Annotated in this window: 19 protein-coding genes; 17 read left to right on the top strand and 2 right to left on the bottom strand. The window is 44.5% G+C overall.

Features of this window, described 5'->3' with window-relative positions; all coding sequences use genetic code 11:
• Positions 1–96: 96 nt before the first annotated feature.
• The 17 genes from IEY67_RS11170 to IEY67_RS11090 all read left to right on the top strand — a co-directional run bounded on the left by IEY67_RS11170 (position 97) and on the right by IEY67_RS11090 (position 20364).
• Positions 97–795: a response regulator transcription factor gene (locus IEY67_RS11170; RefSeq protein WP_183671488.1), complete on the top strand. Its 699-nt coding sequence runs from the start codon at positions 97–99 to the stop codon at positions 793–795.
• Positions 779–2146 carry a sensor histidine kinase gene (locus IEY67_RS11165; RefSeq protein ID WP_183671489.1) on the top strand — a complete coding sequence of 456 codons (1368 nt, stop codon included), beginning with the start codon at positions 779–781 and terminating at the stop codon, positions 2144–2146. Before IEY67_RS11170 ends, IEY67_RS11165 begins: the two co-directional genes overlap by 17 nt.
• Positions 2147–2372: 226 nt before the next feature.
• Complete coding sequence (locus IEY67_RS11160) at positions 2373–3152, top strand: class I SAM-dependent methyltransferase (protein WP_183671490.1); 780 nt, start codon at positions 2373–2375, stop codon at positions 3150–3152.
• Positions 3149–4204, top strand: coding sequence for a ribosome small subunit-dependent GTPase A (gene rsgA, locus IEY67_RS11155; RefSeq protein WP_183671491.1), 1056 nt, complete (start codon positions 3149–3151; stop codon positions 4202–4204). The genes IEY67_RS11160 and rsgA overlap by 4 nt, the downstream gene beginning before the upstream one ends.
• Before the next feature lie 219 nt (positions 4205–4423).
• Positions 4424–5689: an ATP-binding protein gene (locus tag IEY67_RS11150; RefSeq protein ID WP_183671492.1), complete on the top strand. Its 1266-nt coding sequence runs from the start codon at positions 4424–4426 to the stop codon at positions 5687–5689.
• 97 nt (positions 5690–5786) lie between these two features.
• Entirely contained in the window at positions 5787–6302 is a 516-nt protein-coding gene (locus IEY67_RS11145) for a GNAT family N-acetyltransferase (RefSeq protein ID WP_183671493.1), read from the top strand.
• 663 nt (positions 6303–6965) lie between these two features.
• Positions 6966–7883, top strand: coding sequence for a tyrosine-type recombinase/integrase (locus IEY67_RS11140; protein WP_183671494.1), 918 nt, complete (start codon positions 6966–6968; stop codon positions 7881–7883).
• A 490-nt stretch (positions 7884–8373) separates the two neighbouring features.
• Positions 8374–9801: a DUF3575 domain-containing protein gene (locus IEY67_RS11135; RefSeq protein ID WP_183671495.1), complete on the top strand. Its 1428-nt coding sequence runs from the start codon at positions 8374–8376 to the stop codon at positions 9799–9801.
• Between the two features lie 10 nt (positions 9802–9811).
• Complete coding sequence (locus IEY67_RS11130; RefSeq protein WP_229801034.1) at positions 9812–10759, top strand: DUF5119 domain-containing protein; 948 nt, start codon at positions 9812–9814, stop codon at positions 10757–10759.
• 25 nt (positions 10760–10784) lie between these two features.
• Positions 10785–11744, top strand: a complete 960-nt coding sequence (locus tag IEY67_RS11125) for a fimbrillin family protein (protein ID WP_183671496.1) — start codon at positions 10785–10787, stop codon at positions 11742–11744.
• Positions 11745–11754: 10 nt separating this feature from the next.
• Positions 11755–12729: a fimbrillin family protein gene (locus IEY67_RS11120; protein ID WP_183671497.1), complete on the top strand. Its 975-nt coding sequence runs from the start codon at positions 11755–11757 to the stop codon at positions 12727–12729.
• A 34-nt stretch (positions 12730–12763) separates the two neighbouring features.
• Positions 12764–14074, top strand: coding sequence for a fimbrillin family protein (locus tag IEY67_RS11115; RefSeq protein ID WP_183671498.1), 1311 nt, complete (start codon positions 12764–12766; stop codon positions 14072–14074).
• A gap of 23 nt (positions 14075–14097) precedes the next feature.
• Positions 14098–15213 carry a fimbrillin family protein gene (locus IEY67_RS11110; protein ID WP_183671499.1) on the top strand — a complete coding sequence of 372 codons (1116 nt, stop codon included), beginning with the start codon at positions 14098–14100 and terminating at the stop codon, positions 15211–15213.
• A gap of 33 nt (positions 15214–15246) precedes the next feature.
• Entirely contained in the window at positions 15247–16389 is a 1143-nt protein-coding gene (locus tag IEY67_RS11105; RefSeq protein ID WP_229801033.1) for a BF2992 family fimbrillin-A clan protein, read from the top strand.
• A 27-nt stretch (positions 16390–16416) separates the two neighbouring features.
• Positions 16417–19443, top strand: coding sequence for a BACON domain-containing protein (locus tag IEY67_RS11100; protein WP_183671500.1), 3027 nt, complete (start codon positions 16417–16419; stop codon positions 19441–19443).
• Positions 19444–19484: 41 nt separating this feature from the next.
• On the top strand, positions 19485–19760 hold the full coding sequence (locus tag IEY67_RS11095; RefSeq protein ID WP_183671501.1) for an HU family DNA-binding protein: 276 nt from the start codon (positions 19485–19487) through the stop codon (positions 19758–19760).
• Positions 19761–19875: 115 nt separating this feature from the next.
• On the top strand, positions 19876–20364 hold the full coding sequence (locus tag IEY67_RS11090; protein ID WP_183671502.1) for a hypothetical protein: 489 nt from the start codon (positions 19876–19878) through the stop codon (positions 20362–20364).
• Between the two features lie 28 nt (positions 20365–20392).
• On the opposite strand, the gene IEY67_RS11085 is transcribed toward IEY67_RS11090, so the two are convergent.
• Together IEY67_RS11085 and IEY67_RS11080 are read right to left on the bottom strand one after the other, a co-directional pair.
• The gene (locus IEY67_RS11085; protein WP_183671503.1) at positions 20393–20968 is read right to left on the bottom strand and encodes a YdeI/OmpD-associated family protein; all 576 of its coding nucleotides are present in this window, start codon (positions 20966–20968) and stop codon (positions 20393–20395) included.
• A gap of 4 nt (positions 20969–20972) precedes the next feature.
• A complete protein-coding gene (locus tag IEY67_RS11080; RefSeq protein WP_183671504.1) occupies positions 20973–21788 on the bottom strand; it encodes a transglutaminase-like domain-containing protein in 816 nt (271 codons plus the stop codon).
• Positions 21789–21874 lie beyond the last annotated feature (86 nt).

Genomic DNA, 21874 nt, shown 5'->3' with positions numbered 1-21874 from the left:
GGGATAGATGCATACCTGAGAGGGGTGATGCCTGATTTATAATTAATGATTATATTTGCAGATATCATTCACTGTAATTTGTAAAAGCCTTTTCCCATGACAAGAATACTGGTAGTAGAAGATGAACAGCGTGTAGCGGAGCTCCTGAAGGTCGGTCTGGAAGATTCCGGCTATCAGGTATCGGTGGCTTTTGACGGGGAGATGGGGTTGCGTCTTTTTCGGGCTTCGGGGTTCGATCTGGTGATCTCTGATATTATCCTACCGAAGATGAATGGCTTTGAGCTGACGAAAGAGGTGCGGCAACTGAATCCGGATATCCCCGTTCTGATGCTTACAGCTTTGGGTACAACCGACGACAAGCTGGACGGCTTCGATGCCGGGGCAGACGATTATATGGTCAAACCTTTCGATTTCCGCGAACTGGATGCCCGTATCAGGGTGCTGCTGAAAAGAAAAGTTGTCGCTTCGCAAACTGCACAACCCCAGGAGTTAAACTATGCCGATCTTCGTATCGATCTGTCCGGTAAGTCTGTCTTTCGCGATGGACGTGAGATAAAACTGACACCTAAAGAGTTTAATTTGCTGGCTTATATGATGGAGAATCCGGAACGTGTCCTGTCGCGTGCGGAGATAGCCGATAAGGTTTGGAACACTCATTTCGATACGGGGACTAATTTTATCGATGTCTATATCAATTATCTCCGAAAGAAAGTCGACCGTGATTTTCCTGTTAAACTGATCCATACTAAGCCAGGTATGGGTTTTATACTGCGTACCGATGAAAATCAGGACTAAACTGACGATCCGTTATACGGCAGTCACAGCTACTGTCTTCCTGTTCCTGATGGGCATGATCTGGTTCTTGTCGGAAAGTAACCGGAAAAGTGTTTTCTATCGTGACCTGAAAAAGGAGGGGATTACGAAAGCTAATCTATTCCTGCAACATAAGGTCGATGCCGTTACCATGCAATCCATTTACATGAATAACCGGGAGTTTATTGATGAGGTGGAGGTGGCTGTCTACGAACCGGATTTCAATCTACTCTATCATGATGCCAAAGAGATAGATCGGGTGAAAGAAACTCCGGAAATGATTCGGCGTATTGTCGAAAAGAAATCCATCGAATTCTTTGAAGGAGATTATCAGGTGGTCGGACTTTTGTATCCGTTTGAGGGGAAAGACTATGTTATCACGGCTGCTGCATTTGACGGTTATGGCTATGCGAAGCTCGATGCTTTACGGAATATCCTGTTGATATTATGGGGTGTCGGGCTTGCGGTACTGGCTGTTGTGGGGTATTTTCTGTCGCGAAGTGCTTTGTCGCCCGTCTCGAATATCGTCAGGAAGGTGGAGAAGATAACGGCATCCAATCTGGACGAAAGAGTTCCGGTAGCGGACGAAAAAGACGAGTTGGGAGAGTTGGCTGTGACCTTCAACCATACGCTCGACCGGTTGGAGCAGTCGTTTGATGCGCAGAAAATGTTTGTCAGTAATGTCTCCCACGAACTTCGTACGCCTATGGCTGCCTTGATCGGTGGTCTGGAGGTTACGCTTCTCAAGGAGCGTTCCGGTGAAGCCTATCGGAAAGCGGTGGAAGAGGCTTTGACGGATGCGGATAAGGTTGTGAAATTATCTGAGGGCTTACTTAATCTGGCTCGTGCCAGTTATCAGCCGGAGCAGATCTGTATGGAAGAGGTACGCCTGGATGAGCTGTTGCTCGATGCCCGCGAACTGGTTTTAAAAGCCAATAAGGAGTATAAGGTCAATCTGCTTTTTGAAGAAGAGACTGACGACGATGCTATGATCACCGTTTCCGGGAATGCTTATCTATTGAAAACTGCCTTTGTCAACCTGATGGAGAATAACTGTAAATTCTCCGACGATAAAACTTCCTCGGTGCAGATATCTTTCTATGAAGAAAAATCCATCCTCCGCTTTTCCGATTCAGGCATTGGAATCCCCGCAGAGGATATGGAACATCTCTTTACCGCTTTTCACCGTGGCAGTAACCGTAACTATGCTGTCGGCAATGGAATAGGGATGGCGTTGGTTCAAAAGATCGTTTTCCTCCACAAAGGAAATATCTACGTTCATTCTTATCCGGGTGAAGGGACTGTGTTTGTGGTGGAGTTTCTGCATATATAATTAGCATAATACAAAATATTATGTACCTTTGCCACATGTTAAACAACCTATTTAAATCGGATTTGGTGTAGTAAACAATCTGTATTCCTTGTACAGGTTGTCCTTTCGTTTATTCTCGGGTAATTCTGCTCGGGTGTAATTTCTATTGTATTAATTCAATTTTAACCAGTGTACAATGATGACGGCATTGTTATGCTTTCACGGGTATGCTATATACATAAAGAAAATGAGTAACGAAAATAAAACAATTCACGAATTCGATTTTAATTTAATCTGCGAATATTTTTTAAACACGGAACGTCAGGGACCCGGAAGTCCCGAAGTGACCCTTAAAGCATTGAGCTTTATAGACAACCTGACCGACCGGTCTCTTATTGCCGATTTGGGTTGTGGTACAGGCGGGCAGACAGTGACATTGGCGCAGCATGCTCCGGGACATATTACAGGTCTCGACTTTTTTCCGGGATTCATCGACCGGTTCAACGACAATGCCAGGAAACTGAATCTTCAGGATAGAGTGGAAGGAATCGTCGGTTCAATGGATAACCTTCCTTTTGGAGAAGGTGAATTAGACCTGATCTGGTCGGAAGGAGCCATTTATAATATCGGCTTTGAACGTGGATTAAACGAATGGCGTAAATATCTGAAAACAGGAGGATATATCGCTGTTTCCGAAAGCACATGGTTTACCGAAGAACGTCCCGCAGAGATCCATGATTTTTGGATGGAGGCTTATCCGGAAATAGATACCATTCCCAATCAGGTAGCTCTGATACAAAAGGCAGGGTATCTTCCTGTCGCTTCCTTTGTTTTGCCTGAAACTTGCTGGACAGAGCATTATTTTGCGCCTTTGGTTAAAGCACGGGAAAAGTTTCTAGCCAAATATCCGGGAAATAAAACTGCCGAAGAACTTGTCGCGATGTCACATCATGAAGAGGAATTATACCGTAAGCACAAAGGATTCTACGGCTATGTGTTTTATATCGCTAAAAAGATAACGCTATGATCTGCTTGGATATGTATGGTTGGAATGACAGGTTGAACCAACTGAAACAAGAATCGGCATATAATACGTTATCTCACGGACGGATAGCCGTCGTGCATCGCACCTGTTATGAAGTTATTTCCGAAAACGGATTGTTTCAATGCGAGTTGACGGGAAATATGATGTATGGAAGATCTGACTTTGAGTTGCCCTGTACGGGCGATTGGGTCCTGTTTCAACCTTTCGATGACAGTAAAGGGATTATAGTCGATATGCTGCCCCGTGAACGGACATTGTACCGTAAGAAAAGTGGGACAGTAGCCGAGAAACAGGCGATTGCATCGTATGTGGATAAGGCGTTTATTGTGCAGAGCCTCGATGATAATTTCAATATCCGCAGGGTCGAACGTTTCATGGTTCAGATACTGGAAGAAAATATCGATCCTGTATTGATACTCAATAAATCCGATCTGTCTTTTGATAGACAGGTGGTAGAAGAGGCGATCAAACATCTTGCTAGCAGGATGCCGGTGTTTTTCACCAGTATCCATCATCCTGAGACAGTTTCCCGATTAAGGGAATCCATATCGGAAGGCGAAACAGTGGTGTTTGTCGGTTCGTCGGGTGTGGGGAAGAGTTCTCTTGTTAATGCACTTTGTGAAAGATCAGTGCTGCTGACATCGGATATAAGCCAGTCCACAGGAAAAGGAAGGCATACTTCCACCTGCCGGGAGATGGTCTTGATGGACGGTTCAGGTGTTTTAATAGACACTCCGGGGATCCGTGAATTTGGATTGGCTGTAGATAATCCTGATTCACTTGCTGAAATGTTGGAAATTTCCAACTATGCAGAATCGTGTCGCTTCAAGGATTGTACACATACCAATGAACCTGGTTGTGCTGTGCTGGAAGCGGTCGACAAGGGCCTGTTAGATACAAAAGTGTATGAAAGCTATCTGAAACTAAAGCGGGAAGCCTGGCATTTCTCCGCCTCCGAACATGAGAAACGTAAAAGGGATAAATCTTTTACAAAGCTCGTGGAAGAAGTGAAGAAGCGCAAAGCTGATTCCTGATTTTTATTTATATGGTGCAGGTTTCTTTGGATTCCTGCACTGTATTGTATTATTTTTTAGACATACAAACTTTAGGGTAGAATGATTTTTGTTTTGTCTGCAAAACGATAAATGTGTATTTTTGTTTTGTCTGCAAAACGATAAATGTGTATTTTTGTTTTGTGTATAAAATAAAAATGGACTATATTTGTATTGTTTGGAGAATAAATATAGAAAGATATGGATAAAAATATTCTGAAAACGGTTATCGCAGACAATCAAGTGGAAGTCCCCAAATATAAGGTGATTCCACGAAGTTTCACTTTTGAGGAGTTTGGAAATTATGTTTTTGTGGGTATTCGGCGAGCGGGAAAGTCTTACCTGTTATATCAACGGATGCAGCAACTACTAGCACAAGGTGTACAGTGGGATGAAATGCTTTATATCAATTTTGAAGATGAACGTCTTACCGGAATGAAAGCAGAAGATTTAAATCTGTTATTGGAAGTTCATTTAGAAATGTATGGAAAGAAACCTCTTTTGTTTTTAGATGAGGTACAAAACGTTTCCGGATGGGAAAAATTTGCTCGTCGTATGGCTGATACGAAACATCGAGTTTACATTACGGGAAGTAATGCTAAAATGTTAAGCCAGGACATTCAGACAACTTTAGGTGGACGTTATATTCCTATTGATGTTTATCCGTATTCTTTCAAAGAGTTTTTGACAGCAAACGATGTTTCTGTTACTTCCAATCACCTGTTATCAACGGAAGGCAAAGCCGAAGTATTGCGAAAATTCAATGACTATTTCTATTTTGGCGGATTCCCGGAAGGAGCTGATTTATTGGTTAAACGGGATTATCTGACCAGTGTTTATCAAAAAATCTATCTGGGAGATATAGCAGCCCGTCATACGGTAGATAACACATTCGCTTTACGTATCATGTTCAAGAAACTGGCCGAAAGCGTCAAGCAACCTTTGTCATTTACCCGGATTGCAAATATTGTATCATCTACCGGAGCAAAGGTTGGAACGCAGACAGTTATAAACTACATGGAATACGCTAGAGATGCATGGCTTATTAATCCTATACAAAATATTGCTGGGAAATTGGTCGATAAAGAAACTTCACCTAAGTATTATTTCACGGATAACGGTATTCTGAATCTTTTTTTATTGGATGGGAATACTTCTTTATTGGAGAATATGGTAGCCGTGAATTTATTGCGTAAATACGGGCGAAATGATGCTGTTTATTTTTATAATCAAAGTATTGAGGTAGACTTCTACATTCCTGATGATTACACAGTTATTCAAGTTTGTTACAATCTTGACAATAGCGATGGAACATTTGACCGGGAAGTAAAAGCCTTGCTGAAAATTACCGAAGTCTTAGAATGTAAGAAACTATTGATTATTACCCGCGATACGGAACGGACGATAGAGATGGGCGGAAAAACAATTGAAGTCCTTCCTGTATGGAAATGGCTTTTAAGTTTGTAAGGAGCTTTCATATTTTGATGCCAGCTAGGACTGAATGGCTTTTGTTTGAGTGCAAAGGAATGGATGTTATCAAATAAAATACTATAACGAAAAATTCATGATAAATAAGAAAGAACTTGTATTAAAACCTCTGATGGATGAAGATATTCCATATTTTAATAAATGGTTGGATAAGGAGTATATATGGAAATGGTTTGGTGATAAAGAGGATTGGCTGGATGAGATAAGGGAAAGAGACGGGAAATATGATTTCTTAAAGCACTTTATTGTTTGCCATGAGGATCAGAGGATTGGGTATTGTCTTTATACTGATTGCTTTTTCTTGAAAGATTTGGAAGAAGACGGGCATGATTTTAATGCACTGTATGGAGATGTAGTAGAGGAAAATCATACATTTGAAATTGGTTATCTGATCGGTGAGGAGGAATATTTGAATAAAGGTCTTGGCAAAAGGATTATTCAGATGTTGGAGGAAAAACTTGTTGAAATCGGAGGCAAAGAAATTGCAGCAGATCCAGTGGAGGAAAATATCATTTCTATAAAGGTATTACTGAGAAATGGCTTTCAGAAGAAAAGCGACGGAGACTATAGAAAAGTAATAATAGATCGTTAAATCATTCAATTATGAATATTACAATACTTGGGTTCAGTATTCCACCCGATATTGACGAATTGACATTCTGTTAATTCATATACCTTTTCTTTGGCATCTACCAAGGCGAAGGACTATTCAAAAGCATTTATCCCCTTGATCCGGAGTTTAGTGATGACGGATTGAGGGGATTTTCTTTTTGGCGGAGATGTTTGGGTTGGTGGAAATGCAATCATTGCAATGTTTTTAGAACAGGTGACAGAGATAAGATCAAACCTGCTGCAATCTGTCAAATGAAAACGAATCATTCAAAAGAGTATCTGGCTTTATAAAAGTCCTATCAACTCGGCTTCAGAGTACAACCCCGAAGGAAATTCCCCGATATTTAGCAGTGTTAAATTTTTCATCACAATGATTACCCCCCTTCATTGTGATGAGTGTGCGGAGTCATTGTGATGACTTCGTGGGGAGATTGTGATGATGGGGGAGAATCATTGCAATGATCTCCGGAAAGAACGGGGATGAAGGGAGGGAAACGGGGCGGTGAGGTAGGTTTGTTCCTATGGAACAAGGATTTGAGTGGGGAGTGCTGTTAGCCGGGGAGGTGAAAAACGAACATTTTGAAAGGGGGGAATGTTTATCTTTATCTTTTTGATCAATCTGAAAATGAATGGAGGAAGAGTTATGAAGAGAAAAGATTTTTGCGGGCTGATGGCGACGCAGGAACAGGATAAACGTAGGCGGGGAGATGAGAGTACCGCCGATCTGTATAGAGCTGTGCGGAACCATTTCGAATGCTTTATCACAGATGTGGGGCCGGCACATAAGGATGTGACGGCGGAACTCGTGCAGGACTTCCAGTTGTGGCTGCAGAGGAAAGGGTTGCGTGTCAATACGGTGAACAGCTACCTTAGTTGCCTTCGGGCGATGTATAACCGTGCTTTGCCGTTCGGCAAGGGACGGCAGGAGAGATCACCTTTTGCCGGGCTGAGGCTGAAACGGGAGGAGACACGTAAACGGGCTGTGCCGGTGGAAGTGATAAAGAAGATCGCTTCGCTCGATCTGAAAAAGGAACCGGCCAAGCAACTGGCAGCCGATCTGGCACTGTTTACTTTCCTTGCTTGCGGTATCCCTTTTGTGGATATCGTGCATCTGACAGGCGAGAACCTGGTGGAGAACGGTACGGTGCTGGAATACCGTCGTCAGAAGACGGGGGTGCTGATCCGAATGGAAGTGTCGGCGGAGATGCAGATGCTTATCGACCGCTACCGCAGTGCAGAGCGGCACTATCTTTTTCCGGTATTGTCGGAAGATATGACCCACGAACAGTATAAAGCCTGTCTGGCAACGGAAAACCGGTACCTGAAAGATATCAGTGTGATGCTGGATTTACCGGAGACGTTGACGACCTATTCGTTCCGTCATGCCTGGGCTTCGGAGGCGTATCACCTGCATGTACCTATCGGTGTGATTAGCCAGGCACTGGGACATACGTCGGAAAGGACAACCCGTATCTATTTAAAGGAGTTTGACGTATCGGAAGTTGCCAAAGCAAATAGGCAGGTTTCTGAGACGATCGGCTGCTATTTGCGGGTGGGGTAAACCTTATTTATATAATAAGGGAGAACATCCTCTTTCTATCTTACAATCAGTGTCTTATAAATAAGAAAAATCCTGAATTGTAATGAAGTACGTGGCAAACGTAAGAAGAAAAAAATGAAAAAACAAGGAGTGTAGGGTGTTTTCTTAAAAAAAGCATATTTATTTTACTAAATTTCACAAGTTAACCTATTTTTTAGCCATAGAATATGATTTTCATTACAAGGTGGCATAAGACGGGCTGGGACTGCTATCGTTTTTTAATCTGTTAAGAGAAAACTGCTATTTCCACAGTTCCGTTTCTTCCTCCAAAAAGACTCAAAAAGACATCAATCCTTCATTTTTTACCCTAAAAACTCCCTAAGGAGGTTCTTCGGGAAAGGGCTTTTTTCACCCTCTACCCTTATTATATAAATAAGGTGAACATTTGCAGAGAGTTATTGATAATCATAGTCACTGTTCAATATTGAACAAACTGGTATTATATATTAATATGTATAGGATAAAAGGTCCACACCGGAAAATACAGGTAAGAACAATCTTCCTGTTACTGCTCAACTTCCTTTTGGGGATAGGAGCGGATGCCCAGACTACGACCTATTATAAGGCAGAATCGTTCCTTTTCTCTTTCCGCCAGGATAATGACCTGTTCCTTGCCGACTACGGAGACAACGCTTATCAACTGGAACGGATGGGCGGTTTACTCGACGCATCCCGCGACCAAATCCTGAAAGGCGATTGCCACCTTTTGATCGTCTCGCATGTGAATGCCTATGAATACGAAGATAAAGAGGTTGTGAACGAAGCCTCATTGCGTGCGGGTCGTATCCGTGCCTACCTGAAAACCCGTTTCGATATTCCTCATGATTGTGTTGCCTTTTATATCGACCGTAGCGGAAACTATCGCGATCAGGTACATGTCTATAAGGTATATAAACCACTTCCTTGGTTTGCAAATATCTCGATCCATTACAGTGAAAGCCGTTATCCGGTAGCGGTAGCGGCCGCCATCGGTGAATATGGTGCAGTTCCTTATGTAGACCTGTACCGTCGTGGTGAGACAGGAGGTTATGACCGTGAAGTGTACCGTATTGACGATCCCCTTTTCGATCGTACGGAACTGGAAGATTACCATTTGGCTTCTGTAACAGATACGGTACATCATAGTAAACGGACAGAAGAGCCGGACATTGCTTTAGCCACTACCGTAACAACCAGGGAAACAGTGCGGGTGGTGACAAAACAGAAAAATACAGTCGGCAAAGAAGTTATTCCCGAGGGACAAAAACGGTCAACCGAATCTGTGAGGATGGAAGAAACTCCGGTGAAGCAAAGCCCTGTATATCTGGCTGTGAAAACGAACCTTCTTTCCTGGTGCGGTGTAGTCCCATCGATCCGTTTAGGAACCGGTGATACCAAAATAGAAACGGGTGCATTCATGCCGAACCTGGAAGTGGAGTGTTGTTTCTCCGGTCGTTGGTCGGTTGCTTTGTCCGGCATATATTCCGACTTTGCCTATAAAGACAAGACGCGTGACTGTTGGGCTGTGTCCGAAATATCTCTCGAACCTACTATCTGGCTATCTTCTTTAGGGAGATTTACCGGATTGAATACCGGCTTGTTTGCCGAATACGGAGATTTTGATGTGCGTGGAAGCGCGATCGACCTGTCGGAAGATATGCTGTACGGGCGGACAGGTTGTTTCTGGTCGGCAGGACTGTCGATGGGTTATCGCTTCTCTCTGGTCGGTGGTTTTGGAGTAGGTATGCGTGTCTGTGCCGGTTACCGCTCCGTTTTCAGTGGAAAGAAATACCGGTATGATCCGCTTGATAACCGTAATTATCTGGAAACCCGTTTTGCATCGACGGGGTTTATGGTCGGTTTAAAGATCAGCTTATCATATCGTTTTCAAATCAGATAGGAGGTATTTTATGGAAAGAGATAAAAGAAATAAAAGATATGTAATGATACAGGTAGCCGTTTGGCTGATCAGTGCCGCATGGATTATGGCGGTATCGTCCTGTGCCTACCGTATGACTGACGAGGATTGGGAAAAGAACGGAAAAGTACGTTTGCTGCTTCGAAGGTCAGACAATAGTTGCCCGGATAATATGACCTGGTATTTCTATCCGGAAGATTCAGAAAGTCCGCTAATGCGTACGGGGGATGCTTCGGGATATGAGGGCACGTTGCCTTTGGGGCGTTACCGGGTTGCAGTCTGTAATACAGGTTGTACAGGTGTCACGCTTGAAATGGAGAAGGGGTATGAGGAAGCCTGCGGCAGAGCACAACAACTTTCTTCGTTAAAATCAAGTTCCGTACAGATTGCCTGTCCGGGTAGCTTGTACGGCACAGGTCTGGAACAGATCGAGGTAGTCGGGGGTGAAACGGTAGCGAAAGAATTAACTCCTGCAAACCTTGTCCGTACATTGGAAATGAATATAAAGGTCACAGGAGGAGATAAGGATGATGTCGTTCCTGCGGTCTTGTCGGGAAGGTTGACCGGTGTTTCTTCACGGGTTCATATACCTTCCGGCAAGCCGCTGTTCGATACGCCTGCTTTTATGACGTTTGAACCGGAAGAGGTCAGTCCGGGTGTGTATGCCTCTTCGCTGAGTCTGTTCGGTTTATCCCCGGGTGAGGAAGAAGAGGAAGGCAAAGAATCTGTCGACCTTAGTTTGATGATGACGCTGGCGGATGGGAGCGAGGTTGCTTCATCTACGGATATAACGGAAGAGGTGAAAGATGCATTCACTGCAACTGTCACGACACATGTGATACTAGACCTGGTTGTCCGCTATGATGAAATAAGTGGTTTGACGATTACGCTGACGGACTGGAAACCGGGCAGTGACGGTTCGGGTGTAGTTACTCCTTAATAACAATATAAAACACTGGTATAAAATGAAAACAGGAAAATTATTGATCATGAGTCTGTTGGGAACTACTTTCTTAGGCGGTTGTACCAATACGGAAGAGCCGGTAACGGATGGAACGGCGCAAGCAATAGAAGTGAATGCGGGAATAGCGGAGGCTACCCGTGCAGTGATCAGCGGCGGTTATGTGAATGACCTGGAAGTCTCGTTCGCCCGCCTGGATAACCCGGGTACCACAGGTTCGGTGTGGAATACCCCATCTATCGATGCAGTCCGTACAGGAGGTACAGGTAACACGGTTCTTACATTTGAACCGGAGCAAACCTATTTGACGGAAGATGGTGAGTCTGTCCTGATCGGTTACTATCCCCGCAAGACGTTGAACAGCGGAACTACTAACCCGGTCAGTGTCACTTACACTATCACGGGTGAGGAGGATATAATGGCAACAGGAGTTCAGACCGGTTCGCTGGTGAATAAGTTCGAGACTTTCACCTTCAGCCATCTGTTAACCCAATTGCAGTTCAGGTGTACAGGTTCTGCAGGAGCGATAGATAAATGGACGGCGATAACTTCCATCAAAGTAAAGAATGTAGCAACGGGATTGAAACTATCACTCGATAAAACCAAGGGTGCTCAACTGACGGCAACAGGAACAGCCAACCAAACGCTAACGGTTAAAAACTGTCCTTCTACAGTTTCTGCCCCGGATGCTGAAAAACCTTCGACCGGCTATCTGTTGCTTTACCCAACAGTCAATCTGGGAACAGAAGATTTACCTATCGGTTTAGAGGTGAAAGGAACTTATGACGGGAGTCCTAAAATATTGGATGTTACCGTCTCCAATATCAGCGAAGGTGTGAAAGCGGGTTATTCCCACCTTATCACACTCACCTTTACGGAGGATGGTAAAATAGCGGTAGAAACCGGTATCGCCGAATGGCAACCGGGTAATAATGGCAGTACAATAATAACTCCCGGAAAGTAACCGTAAAGTCATGAACAACTTCATAGTAACAGCATTCATATCCATCGCTATCCTTCCGGGTCTCACCGCCTGTTCAGACAGCAATCCTACTCCGGAGCCAGTCCCGGAAACTGCGGTCTGCCTGGAAGGGGCGATCGGACAATCAACGCGCGGAGTGATTGGCTCCGGCTATGAAAAGGATTTAGAGGTTTGCTTTGCCCGGCAGGATGAAACGATCGTTTCGACAGAAAGTTATGGCATGTGGAACAGATATGAGGCGGTACGAACAGGAGGTAAGGGGAACCGTCCGATCGTGTTTGTCGAGTCCCAGTCATACCCGGAGGATGGTCGTCATATCCGCCTGCACGGCTATTGTCCGGTAAAGGGTGAGTCGGGAGTCGTTGCAGGAACGGGCAAAGTGACCTTTATAGTGGATGGTACAACCGATATTATGTCAACGGGAATCCTGACGGGTAGTGGGTATGCCCCGATACAAACCTGTACGTTCCATCATTTACTGACACAGGTGCGTTTGGTTTGTTACAGTGACCGTGCTGATGGGTGGGGAATAATAAAAATGATTGAAGCGGTAGACGTACATGCACGTCAGGAACTGGATCTGGAACAGGAGATTCCCCATTTGGATGATATATCGTCAGATGATGGAATAAAAAATATCCCGGTACAGGATATAACAAACTTGCCGGTCCCGGAGGTAACAGCCGGCGAAGATCTTCCCGAACCGCAAGGATATCTCTTGCTCCCGGTTTCTCCGGTGGACGGAACAGTAGAACACCCGTTGCACCTTCGGATAACAACGACGAAAGACGGCAGGGGAACTGAAGATGAAACAGTTTCGGAAGTCTCTTTCCATATCGAAGACGGTTTCCAGACAGGTAAAAGCCATGTCGTAACCCTCTTCTTTACAGATAAAAGCCAGATACAGACCACATCTGTCGGTGTGGAAGCCTGGACGGATCATGAACAGGATGATATGCCGATATAAAATATTAAATAGAAACACTTTAAAACAAAGGAAAATGAAAACAACTAAGACAATGTGGGTTATGTTGATAGCCCTTCTGACAGCGACAAGCTGCTCGGAGACAGAAACAGGAATAGACCCTGAACCGGGTAACGACGGTCAGGTATCTTTAGGTATCACTCCCAACCTGAAAGTGGATGCGGGAACCAAAGCAGCAACGAAATCGGTAGTAAGCGGTGAAACAATCACTTATCCTGTAAAACAATTCACCAGTTCTGATTATGCTCCGGGATTGGGTGTATTGGTAACAAACAGCGGAGCAACCGGCTGGTACATGCCCGACGGAACAGAATATACAGGTCACCATGTCTGGTATATGGGTGATGATACAGGAAAGAACTGGATTTCGATTAAGGAAAAGAAAGATACTTATGAATCAACAAAAGAAGTTCCTTATTATCTGACAAAAGAGGTCGGCAAGGTGTATGCTTATTATCCCTATAATTCAAGTATTTCACTATCTATAAGCAGAGAATCCGACCTTAAAATTCCGGTAAAAGTTCTCGCTAGCGGTGAAATCGATGCCACAGCAAACAATGCAAAAAAATATTGGAAAACCAATGCATGGGCGGCGACAGCTAAGGCCGATCTGGTTAACCTTTCACTCTCAACAGAAAAAGACTACCTGTATTTTGCCGGAGAGGCGGGCCGTAATGTCAATAACGGACGTGCCAGTGGACAGACTCCCGTTGCGCCGGATGCAGATCCGGATAATACAAACGAAAATAATCCGGGTTATAAGATCAATTTGGATATGAAACATGCTATGGCAATGATTTCGTTTCGTGTGTATGATGGGGGACATCTGAGCGATAAGGACGTGAACTTCACCAAATTCGAAGTTAAAAATCATACCGGCGGTTCAAATCAGTTTAAGACAGGAGATGGAATGATGGCATTGACAGACGGAGCGATCACAGGAACATCGACTACTACCGGTATGTCCCGTACGGTAACAAACTATATATTGATGAGACAGATAGACGAGGAAGGAACAGAAGGTGAACATGCTTTTATTTCAACAGGAACTTCTACCTCTTCGATAAACGGAAAGAATGTATCCCGGACAGTCAGTGCGGTAATTTACCCGATAGCGACTTTCGACGATAATGAGATAGATGTGGAAATCACGTTGCAGGAAGGTTCAAATACAGCAGTCGTTTATCCGATCACTCTGCAGGGAAACACCTGGGAAGCTGGTAACAATTATATCTATACGTTCTCGGCTGGTCGTAACAAGCTGACTGTTGTGGATGTAGCGGTAGAAGCCTGGGTCGATAACGAACAGGACGAAATCCCATTATAATAACTCCATAAAAAGTACAGCCCATGAAAAAGTTCTTATACCTATTACCGACTGTGTTTCTATTGCTGTGTGCAGCTTGTACCGAGGCGGAAATTGTTCCGCCCGGGCCCGGTGGCGGTGATGCGGAAGAGGGTGTTCCTCTGAGTATAAAGAGCCTGGGCTTGTCGTTGGAGGTGGAATCGAGAAGCGTTGTAACGGGAGGTCCCGGCGATAAGGAACCTAACCCTAATCCGCTCACATCCGTAGGCGTATGCGTCACCAAAGAGAGTAGTAGCGGTACAGTGGGTTTCTATGCGAGCGGCATCAAAAGCCAGTCGTTTACTTACAATGCCGTTGCTGCCGTACCGGCTTGGGAGTTGGCGGAAGGAGAGGATCCCCTTTGCCTGTATACGGAGAAAGGGACAGTCTATGGTTATACTCCGTCCGAGAAAAGTGTGTCGCTTTCGGGAACTCCGAAAGTACCGTTGATGAGTGGTGTCAAGGTGCTGGATAAGCAGAAGTTCTACTTTAATGACGGTGGTAATCCGGTGGATGCTACGACCGATGTTCAATGGGAAACCGATCAGGATGATTATCTCTACTGTAAGGCGACAGGGCAGGTAGACCGTTGGCATCCGGAGGTGTCGCTTCTGATGCAACATGCGCTGGCAAAGGTGAGCTTCCGCGTATCGGAGGAGGGAGAGGCTTTTGACGGTTGCCTGATAAAGAAGGTAGTACTGAAAAGTAGCGGAGGATTTAAAAAGTCTACCTCCGCCAAACTGAACCTTTCGACAGGCGGTTTGGAAGGTACGCTGACGGCAGTCGATCAACTGATGTTTACGGCAGATGGGGATATGCGCGGTATCGGAAGTGTACAGACAGCGGATGAAATCGGTCAAACGCCTGTCCAGGCTTTCGGGTTGGTTATTCCGGTGACAGATGTGAGTGCCACATTGGAACTGACGCTGCATGACGGCCGTGTCTTTGCGATGAAGCCGTCCGGGAGTAGCGGAACTGATCCGGGCACATTTACGGCCAAGTGGGAGAAGGGATATAATTATATCTATAATATCCGCATGCAGGCGCAGGGGATTGAATTGACAGATATCCGGGTGGCAGGCTGGAATGATGGCGGGGAGTATGATATTCCGATGGAATAAAGGAACTATCAGTTACTATATAAAAGCATTATAATGATGAAACGGTATTTGATATATCTGATAGGATTACTGGCCGGTTGCACAGCCGGTCCGGTAGAGGAGATGCCGGATACAGCGCGGCTGGTGGCGGTCAGTTTCGGTAAGCCAGACCTGGGTGTTCCGGAGCTCCTGACCCGTGCGGGGGAAACTGTTTCTCCGTCACCGACCCTTTTACCTGTAGGGACGACCGTACGTGTCGGGGCGTGGCTTACCGGTAAGGTAGGCGGTGAACTGCAAGAGGCTTCCTTCTCTACGGAGGCACCTACGTTTGAGGCCACCTATGTGGTAAAAGCGGACGGTTCTTTGTCACCCTGCTTGGTAGATTCCGAAGGAAAGCGGGTGGAAGGAGAGGGCAAGGGGTTGATCGTACGGGGAGGCGTTTACGATTTCTATGCCGTTTCTCCGGCTCGTCCGCTACAAAAAGGGGAGGATGGCTATTATAAGATAACAGGTGTCCCCCATAAGGAAGATGTGATGACAGGCTTTGTTCGCGGGGTGGCGGTGACGAAAGATTCACAACAGGTTACGCTCGGAACTTTCCGGCGGAAATGTGCGATGTTGGTATTCAATGTTGCCCCTTCCCCCGACAATGCCTCCTCTTTTGAGAAACTGTACGGAACGGGGCTGGTGATAAAAAAGATATCCTCTTCGGGAGCCGATCTGATAGCGGGCAGCGATACAGGTATCCTTCCTACGGGAGGCGGTAGCGGGACGGATGCACAGGTCGCATTCGTTGAAGGGGAGTTCGAACCGGTGGAACCGGAATCCGATCCGGACAATTCGGGGCTGAACAAGACGAAAGGAGTTATCCTTCCCAAAGACAGCCAGCCTTTCGAGGTAGAGATTGAAGTGGTGAGGAACGATGAAACGGCAACCCTGAAAGCGACTATCGACAAGAATATCACTTTTGATGAAGGCAAACGCTATATTTTTACCCTTGAGGTGAAGAATAACGAAAGTAGCTTGCTGATGAAGGTGCTGGACTGGAATGCAGTCGTTTTCACAGACGATAATGTGGGAAGTCCCGACACCCCTTATCCTGATCCCGATATCAATGAAGGGATCGGTACGACTGTAACGGTTGTGACGTGGAAGGAAATAATGTGGACTGGAAATGGTAATGTCGGAGGGAGATAGTAGACGAATATATATAATCGAAATACAATGAAACGAGTAAGTAAAATAAGGTTGTTTGTATTGTTGTTTCTGTTGGTTGCAGGCGGTTGTACACGGACGGAAGTAGAAGAAGGGGGAATTACTCCGCATACATTGGCAGAAGTAGATGCCAGCTTTAACCTGAATGTGTTGGCTACCCGGACTCCCGTTACCCGTAGCATTACTTTTACACCTGACGGCACGATCGACTCGGATACGCTGGCTGTAGGAGCAAGGGACTCGGTACAAACCAAAGCTGTTGCTCCGTTATCGGAAGTGCAGGAAAATCAGATAGCCAGCCTGTGGGTCGGACAGTACGATGCGGTGACGGGTAAGCGTTTACTGAATGAGTATCTTCCTTCTATGACCGGTACTACTCTCAACCTGAAACTGAAACAGAGCCAGGATGGCAGTAAGAGCCGTGTTTATTTCGTGTCGAATGCCGGTGATCTGGGTGCGATAGCCGATGAAACGACTTTAAAAAAGCATACATTGGCTTATGCTTCAACCGCTGAGGGATTGCCGGATAATAACTTATGTAAGATGATGGGGAAATGGGAGGGCGTGGTTCAGGCTGAAGGTATAAAAGATATTACGGTGGAACTGACCCGTCTCATTGCCAAGATCACGTTTACCTATTCGGTAGGTAGTGATTTTACATTTGAACCGGCTTCCGTCGTTTTAAAGAACGCACCGACCCTGTCGCAGATTGAAGTTCCTAAAGCGCAGTTGACAACGGATGGTATCGGTTATACCACACATACGGGTACGGCGAGTGGTTCCGGTGCGACTGTTTACTGGTATTTGCCTGAGAATATGGCGGGTACTGTCAGCGGGGCTGATGCTGTCGATGCTGAAAAAAAGAAGATTGGAACGGGGGTGACGAATGCAACCTGTATCGAACTGACCGGAGAGGCTGTGCAGGGTGGAGTATCGTATAAAGATGTTACGTTCCGGTTTTATCCCGGTAGCGACAAGAACAATTATGATATCGTACGCAATTCCCACTATACCATGAATGTGACTTTGATAGGTATAGACGTTTCCGACGAACGTATTACTGTCGGTGAGATACCTCCTATCGAGGTAGATCCGACCAGAATGCCCGCTAAGAAAGGCGGTGAAAAAGAGATACAGATCACGGCCCGTCCGGGACAGCAGTGGGTATTCGATATGCCTTTCTGGTTGTCAGCCTTGCTGGACAGCAGTGAGATCAAGCCGGGGGCAACCATAACACATCAGGGGCCTGCCAATGTCGTCTTTAAGGCTGTGGAGGCCAATCCGAAAGCGGAAGAGAGATCAGTCTCTTTTAAGATAGATGTAAATGGAGAGGATCAGGAAATAACAATCATTCAAAGCGGTTCGACCCTGACAAAAGGAAAGGATATTTTGTTGGCGGCAGTGACGGATTCGGAGGGGGAATCGACTTTTACTGCAACTGAAGGCTTGCAATGGCTGGCTGCTTTAAACGGTGACGGCTGGCTGGATTGGGCTGTCTCTAATTCGGCTATATCGGGTAGTGAGGCTCCGGGCGGTGAACAAATGCTGAAAGTAAAAGCAACGGCTGTCAATCCATCGTCCCAGGTGCGCAGCGGAAAGATAATAGTGAAAGCTGGGGCATCCGTGGGTGATCCTGCTTATACTAATCTGAAACAGGAAATAACCGTAGAACAGTCGGGAGCTACTGTAACGGGTTCTACGCTGAGCGATATAGCAGCCAAAGGAGGAAGTGGCGAGTCCTCGTTTACGGCAACCGCCGGTTTAGACTGGGCGGCCAGTGTAACAACCGACGACTGGATTTCATTAACGGGTGGGACTTCAGGAACTCCAACAACCGGTACAGCCCAGAAGATTACTTTTGATGCTGCTGTAAATCCGAATGCCTCTACTCGTGAGGGGGCAATCACTGTAAAGGTCGGTAATGCGGTCAGCGGAACAGATGCCGGCTTGACGAAGGATATCAAAGTAACTCAAAAAGCTTCAGAGTTGACTGCTTCCGGTGATCCGATCACATTGGCAGCTACAGCAGATGCCAGCGGCACATTAACATTTAAGGGGACTCCCGGATTATTATATTCTGTAACCTCACCTGATTGGTTGGTATTGACGGGTACAACTTCCGGTACTACCGATGGTAACGAACAGGATTTTGGATATAAAACGAGCGAACTCAATTTGAATAGCACAGAGAATACCGGTAATATATCGGTAAAAGCCGGAAATATAACAAAGGATGTGGCTATTAAGCAGTCTGGTTCAACTTTTACTGTATCTAAAGGTGAGATAGATTTGCCGAATACGGAGAGTGCCGATTTTGTAACTGTGGATGGAACAGAAGGTTTACCGTGGACTGTGACTCGTGAGGATGGTAGTAGTATTGCAATATCATCAGATATTGAAAATTCTGTAGCGATAGGGAGTGATCAAACTTTGACGTTTAATGCAGAGGCTAATATTGGGGGTGAAGCTCGTTCTGCAAGGTTTATTATCGCTGTGACAGGGGGAAACCATTCAAAAACGGTTACAGTAAAACAAGAAAAAGGTATAAAAAATACTGCTGTGATTGATCAAAATCTGGTAGATGCTTTTGTTGCAGATCGACCTTTTTATGAGAAGACTGAAGTACCAGATGTTGGTTATCTTCCCTTTGCTTATGATCAAGGAAATGTGTCATCGGCGGAATATGTTGATTATAAAGGGAACTCCCAAAATTACACTCTGGAAGAAACCTATATTATTGAGGTGGATACGACTCAGGCTTATTATGGTTACAATACTAATGCAACAGTATACTGTACGAAAAAAAAGGATGGTTGGCGGATACCTACTTTAATAGAATTGTATGCAATTAGAAATAAGTATAAAAACGACTCTAATGCTTTTGATGGTGCATTTGAGGATTATATGTATTGGAGTAGCTCGGTATATTCAACTAAATCTTATGCCCGATGCATGATAAACATTGTCAGAGGTACGTTTGATAACGGTAACGCTGCTTATTCACGGTATGTTCGCTGTGTCCGTGAAGTCAAGTGATCGGTCTTTAAAATTAAAAAATAATATATATATAACAGATTATGAACAAAGCAGATTTAGTAAACGAATTGGCTGTACAGATGCATGTCACGCAAGAACAGTCGCGTAAATTTGTAAATACCTTTCAGGTAGTATTGACGGAAGCGATCAAACAGAATACTTCTGTTGTGTTGCAGGGGTTTGGCAGTTTCATGCCCTGGAAGCAAAATGAGCGGGAGGGGCGAAATCCCCGAACGGGTGTTTCTTATATGATCCCGGCACGTACAAGTGTTAAGTTTAAACCCGGAAAGTATTTACTCGAAGAGTTGAATCCCTGAAAATAGATTGTATTTGGGGTGCAGATTTTTAATCTGATGGATTTTAAATCTGTTTCCCAATACATCTGTTATGTGATTTTCCCTATTAATTATTCAATGCCTATCAGAATATACCATGAAGAAGCTGAACAAATTAGAAGCATTATTCCCTAGTGGTAAGGTGCCCGATGTGAGAGTTTTTAACCGAAGCCTCGACAAAATGTCGAAAGAAGGTCGCAACCATTTACGTGAAAAGATTTATAAGTTAGCCTTCACGATATGGTCTACCTTACCTAAAAAGCACCAAAAATTCATCCGGGAAGTAATCATCCATGACCGTCAGTCATACATCGATTTCATACAACAAAGAACCGTCATGTCCTGTCTCCGCTGTCCGCTCCGGTATCCTGTCTTGTTTATCCGGATGCTTCACTTAACAGAAGTCGTTGAACGGACTGCACAAACCTCTATAAATCATATTGCAATGTCTGTCCTGATCTGTTTTCAGATTTGCGGCAAGGTCGGTACACTTGCTGGACATATCGGCAAGGATGAGATTGCCTATGAAGAGGCGTTAGTGTTGATCGGTAAGATGACGCTGGTAGAATTTTGTGGGGTGTATTGAATAAAGTTCTGTAAAACTCGGATGTTTGTTAAGTGTTATAGTATTTTCCGATGCCACCGAATCCGGTTATTATTTTATTCTCTCTCGTTTTATTGATAAAGTTGTTTAATCGCTTTTCAAATTCTTCTGGTCGTTTTCTTGCTGCTTCAACGTATGCGATTCGGATACGTTTATATGGATCGGAAAAATGTTGATAGTTATTCCATACTATTTTATCTTCTTTTAGTCTGTCAATTATATCGTTTGGGAAAATAAAAGGGTCAGACAGAACATTTCGTATTTTGTCTTCAAATTTTGGGTGTATCATTTTATTTTCCAATAGCCATTTAAGTCTTTCTTTGTTGGCTTGCGAGTATGTACTTTTAGGATTTCTAGGCGTGAAACGTTGAATTTTATGTTCTTTATCAAGCGCTTTTATCGTACTGTCAATCCATTCGAAACAAAGGGCTTCTTCAACAGCGTCGTTGTATGTAATACTTTTTTTGCCTGACGACTTACAAGGGAAGACAAACCAAATTTCGTCTTTGGTTTCAAAGTTGTCTGTCAACCACTTTCTCCAATCTTCCCTATTTTCAAAATACTTTATTTTATCTTCTGTCGTCATGGGGTTATTTCTTTGTAAACTCGATCGGCTCGATGTCATAATTTAGGGTTCTGATGTCGCAATCTTCGTAATCTATTCCGTAACGCATCCTGACCATACCAAAATGAGGGGAGATATATGAAGGAAAAGTCGGATCGACAGAACACCAACCGGCACCTTCTATATAGCATTCGGGCCAGGCATGGGTGCTTTCGGCTTTATATTCGGGAATATAAAAATATCCTACAGCAAAACGGGTCGGTATATTCATATAGCGCATCAATGCGGTAAATAAATTGGTATATTCGCTACAAGTACCTTTTCTTGTCTGGATAACTGTATTGACATCTACGGTTCTGCAAATCCCTGCATCGATCTGTTTGGCAATGGAGTCAGAAGGTGACAGATAGGTATAGACAAATTTAAGGGCTTTCTCTATTATAACAAAGGTTTGTGTATCGTCTTTGAACAGTGTATCGGCAATTTGTCTAACGTGTTCATTTTCTGCATCTATCAACGGAGTAGATTGCAAAAATCTAGCGATCTCTCTGTCGTATTCCCGTGATTTATCATACTTGGCTTCTTTCATTTTAGCCAGTTTGCTTCCATCCAGGTAGGGGTTGATAGTGGTGAGTGATATTTCGTAGTTATCTCCGTTTTTCGATATTTGAGTAATTTGTTGAGGATAACAGTCTATTGCCTTAATATCAGGTTTCCTTACAGTAAAAGTAAAGTTGACGGTATCCTGATTTTCCAGGCGAAAGTATTTGGAATATGATTGCGCAAAAGCAGATTGTGCAATAAACAGGCACATAATCAGCATAAATGGATATTTACTCATGACGTTTCGTTTTATGATTTACAATTGGCGGCAAAGGTAGTAAATATTTGAGATGTAGGGATGAGGATAGGGGAAAGCTTTGGAGT

This window comes from Parabacteroides faecis (assembly GCF_014647375.1).
Taxonomy (GTDB): Bacteria; Bacteroidota; Bacteroidia; order Bacteroidales; family Tannerellaceae; genus Parabacteroides; species Parabacteroides faecis.
The sequence above is the reverse complement of the archived record's forward strand: the minus strand, read 5'-3'. Positions and strand labels throughout refer to the sequence as shown.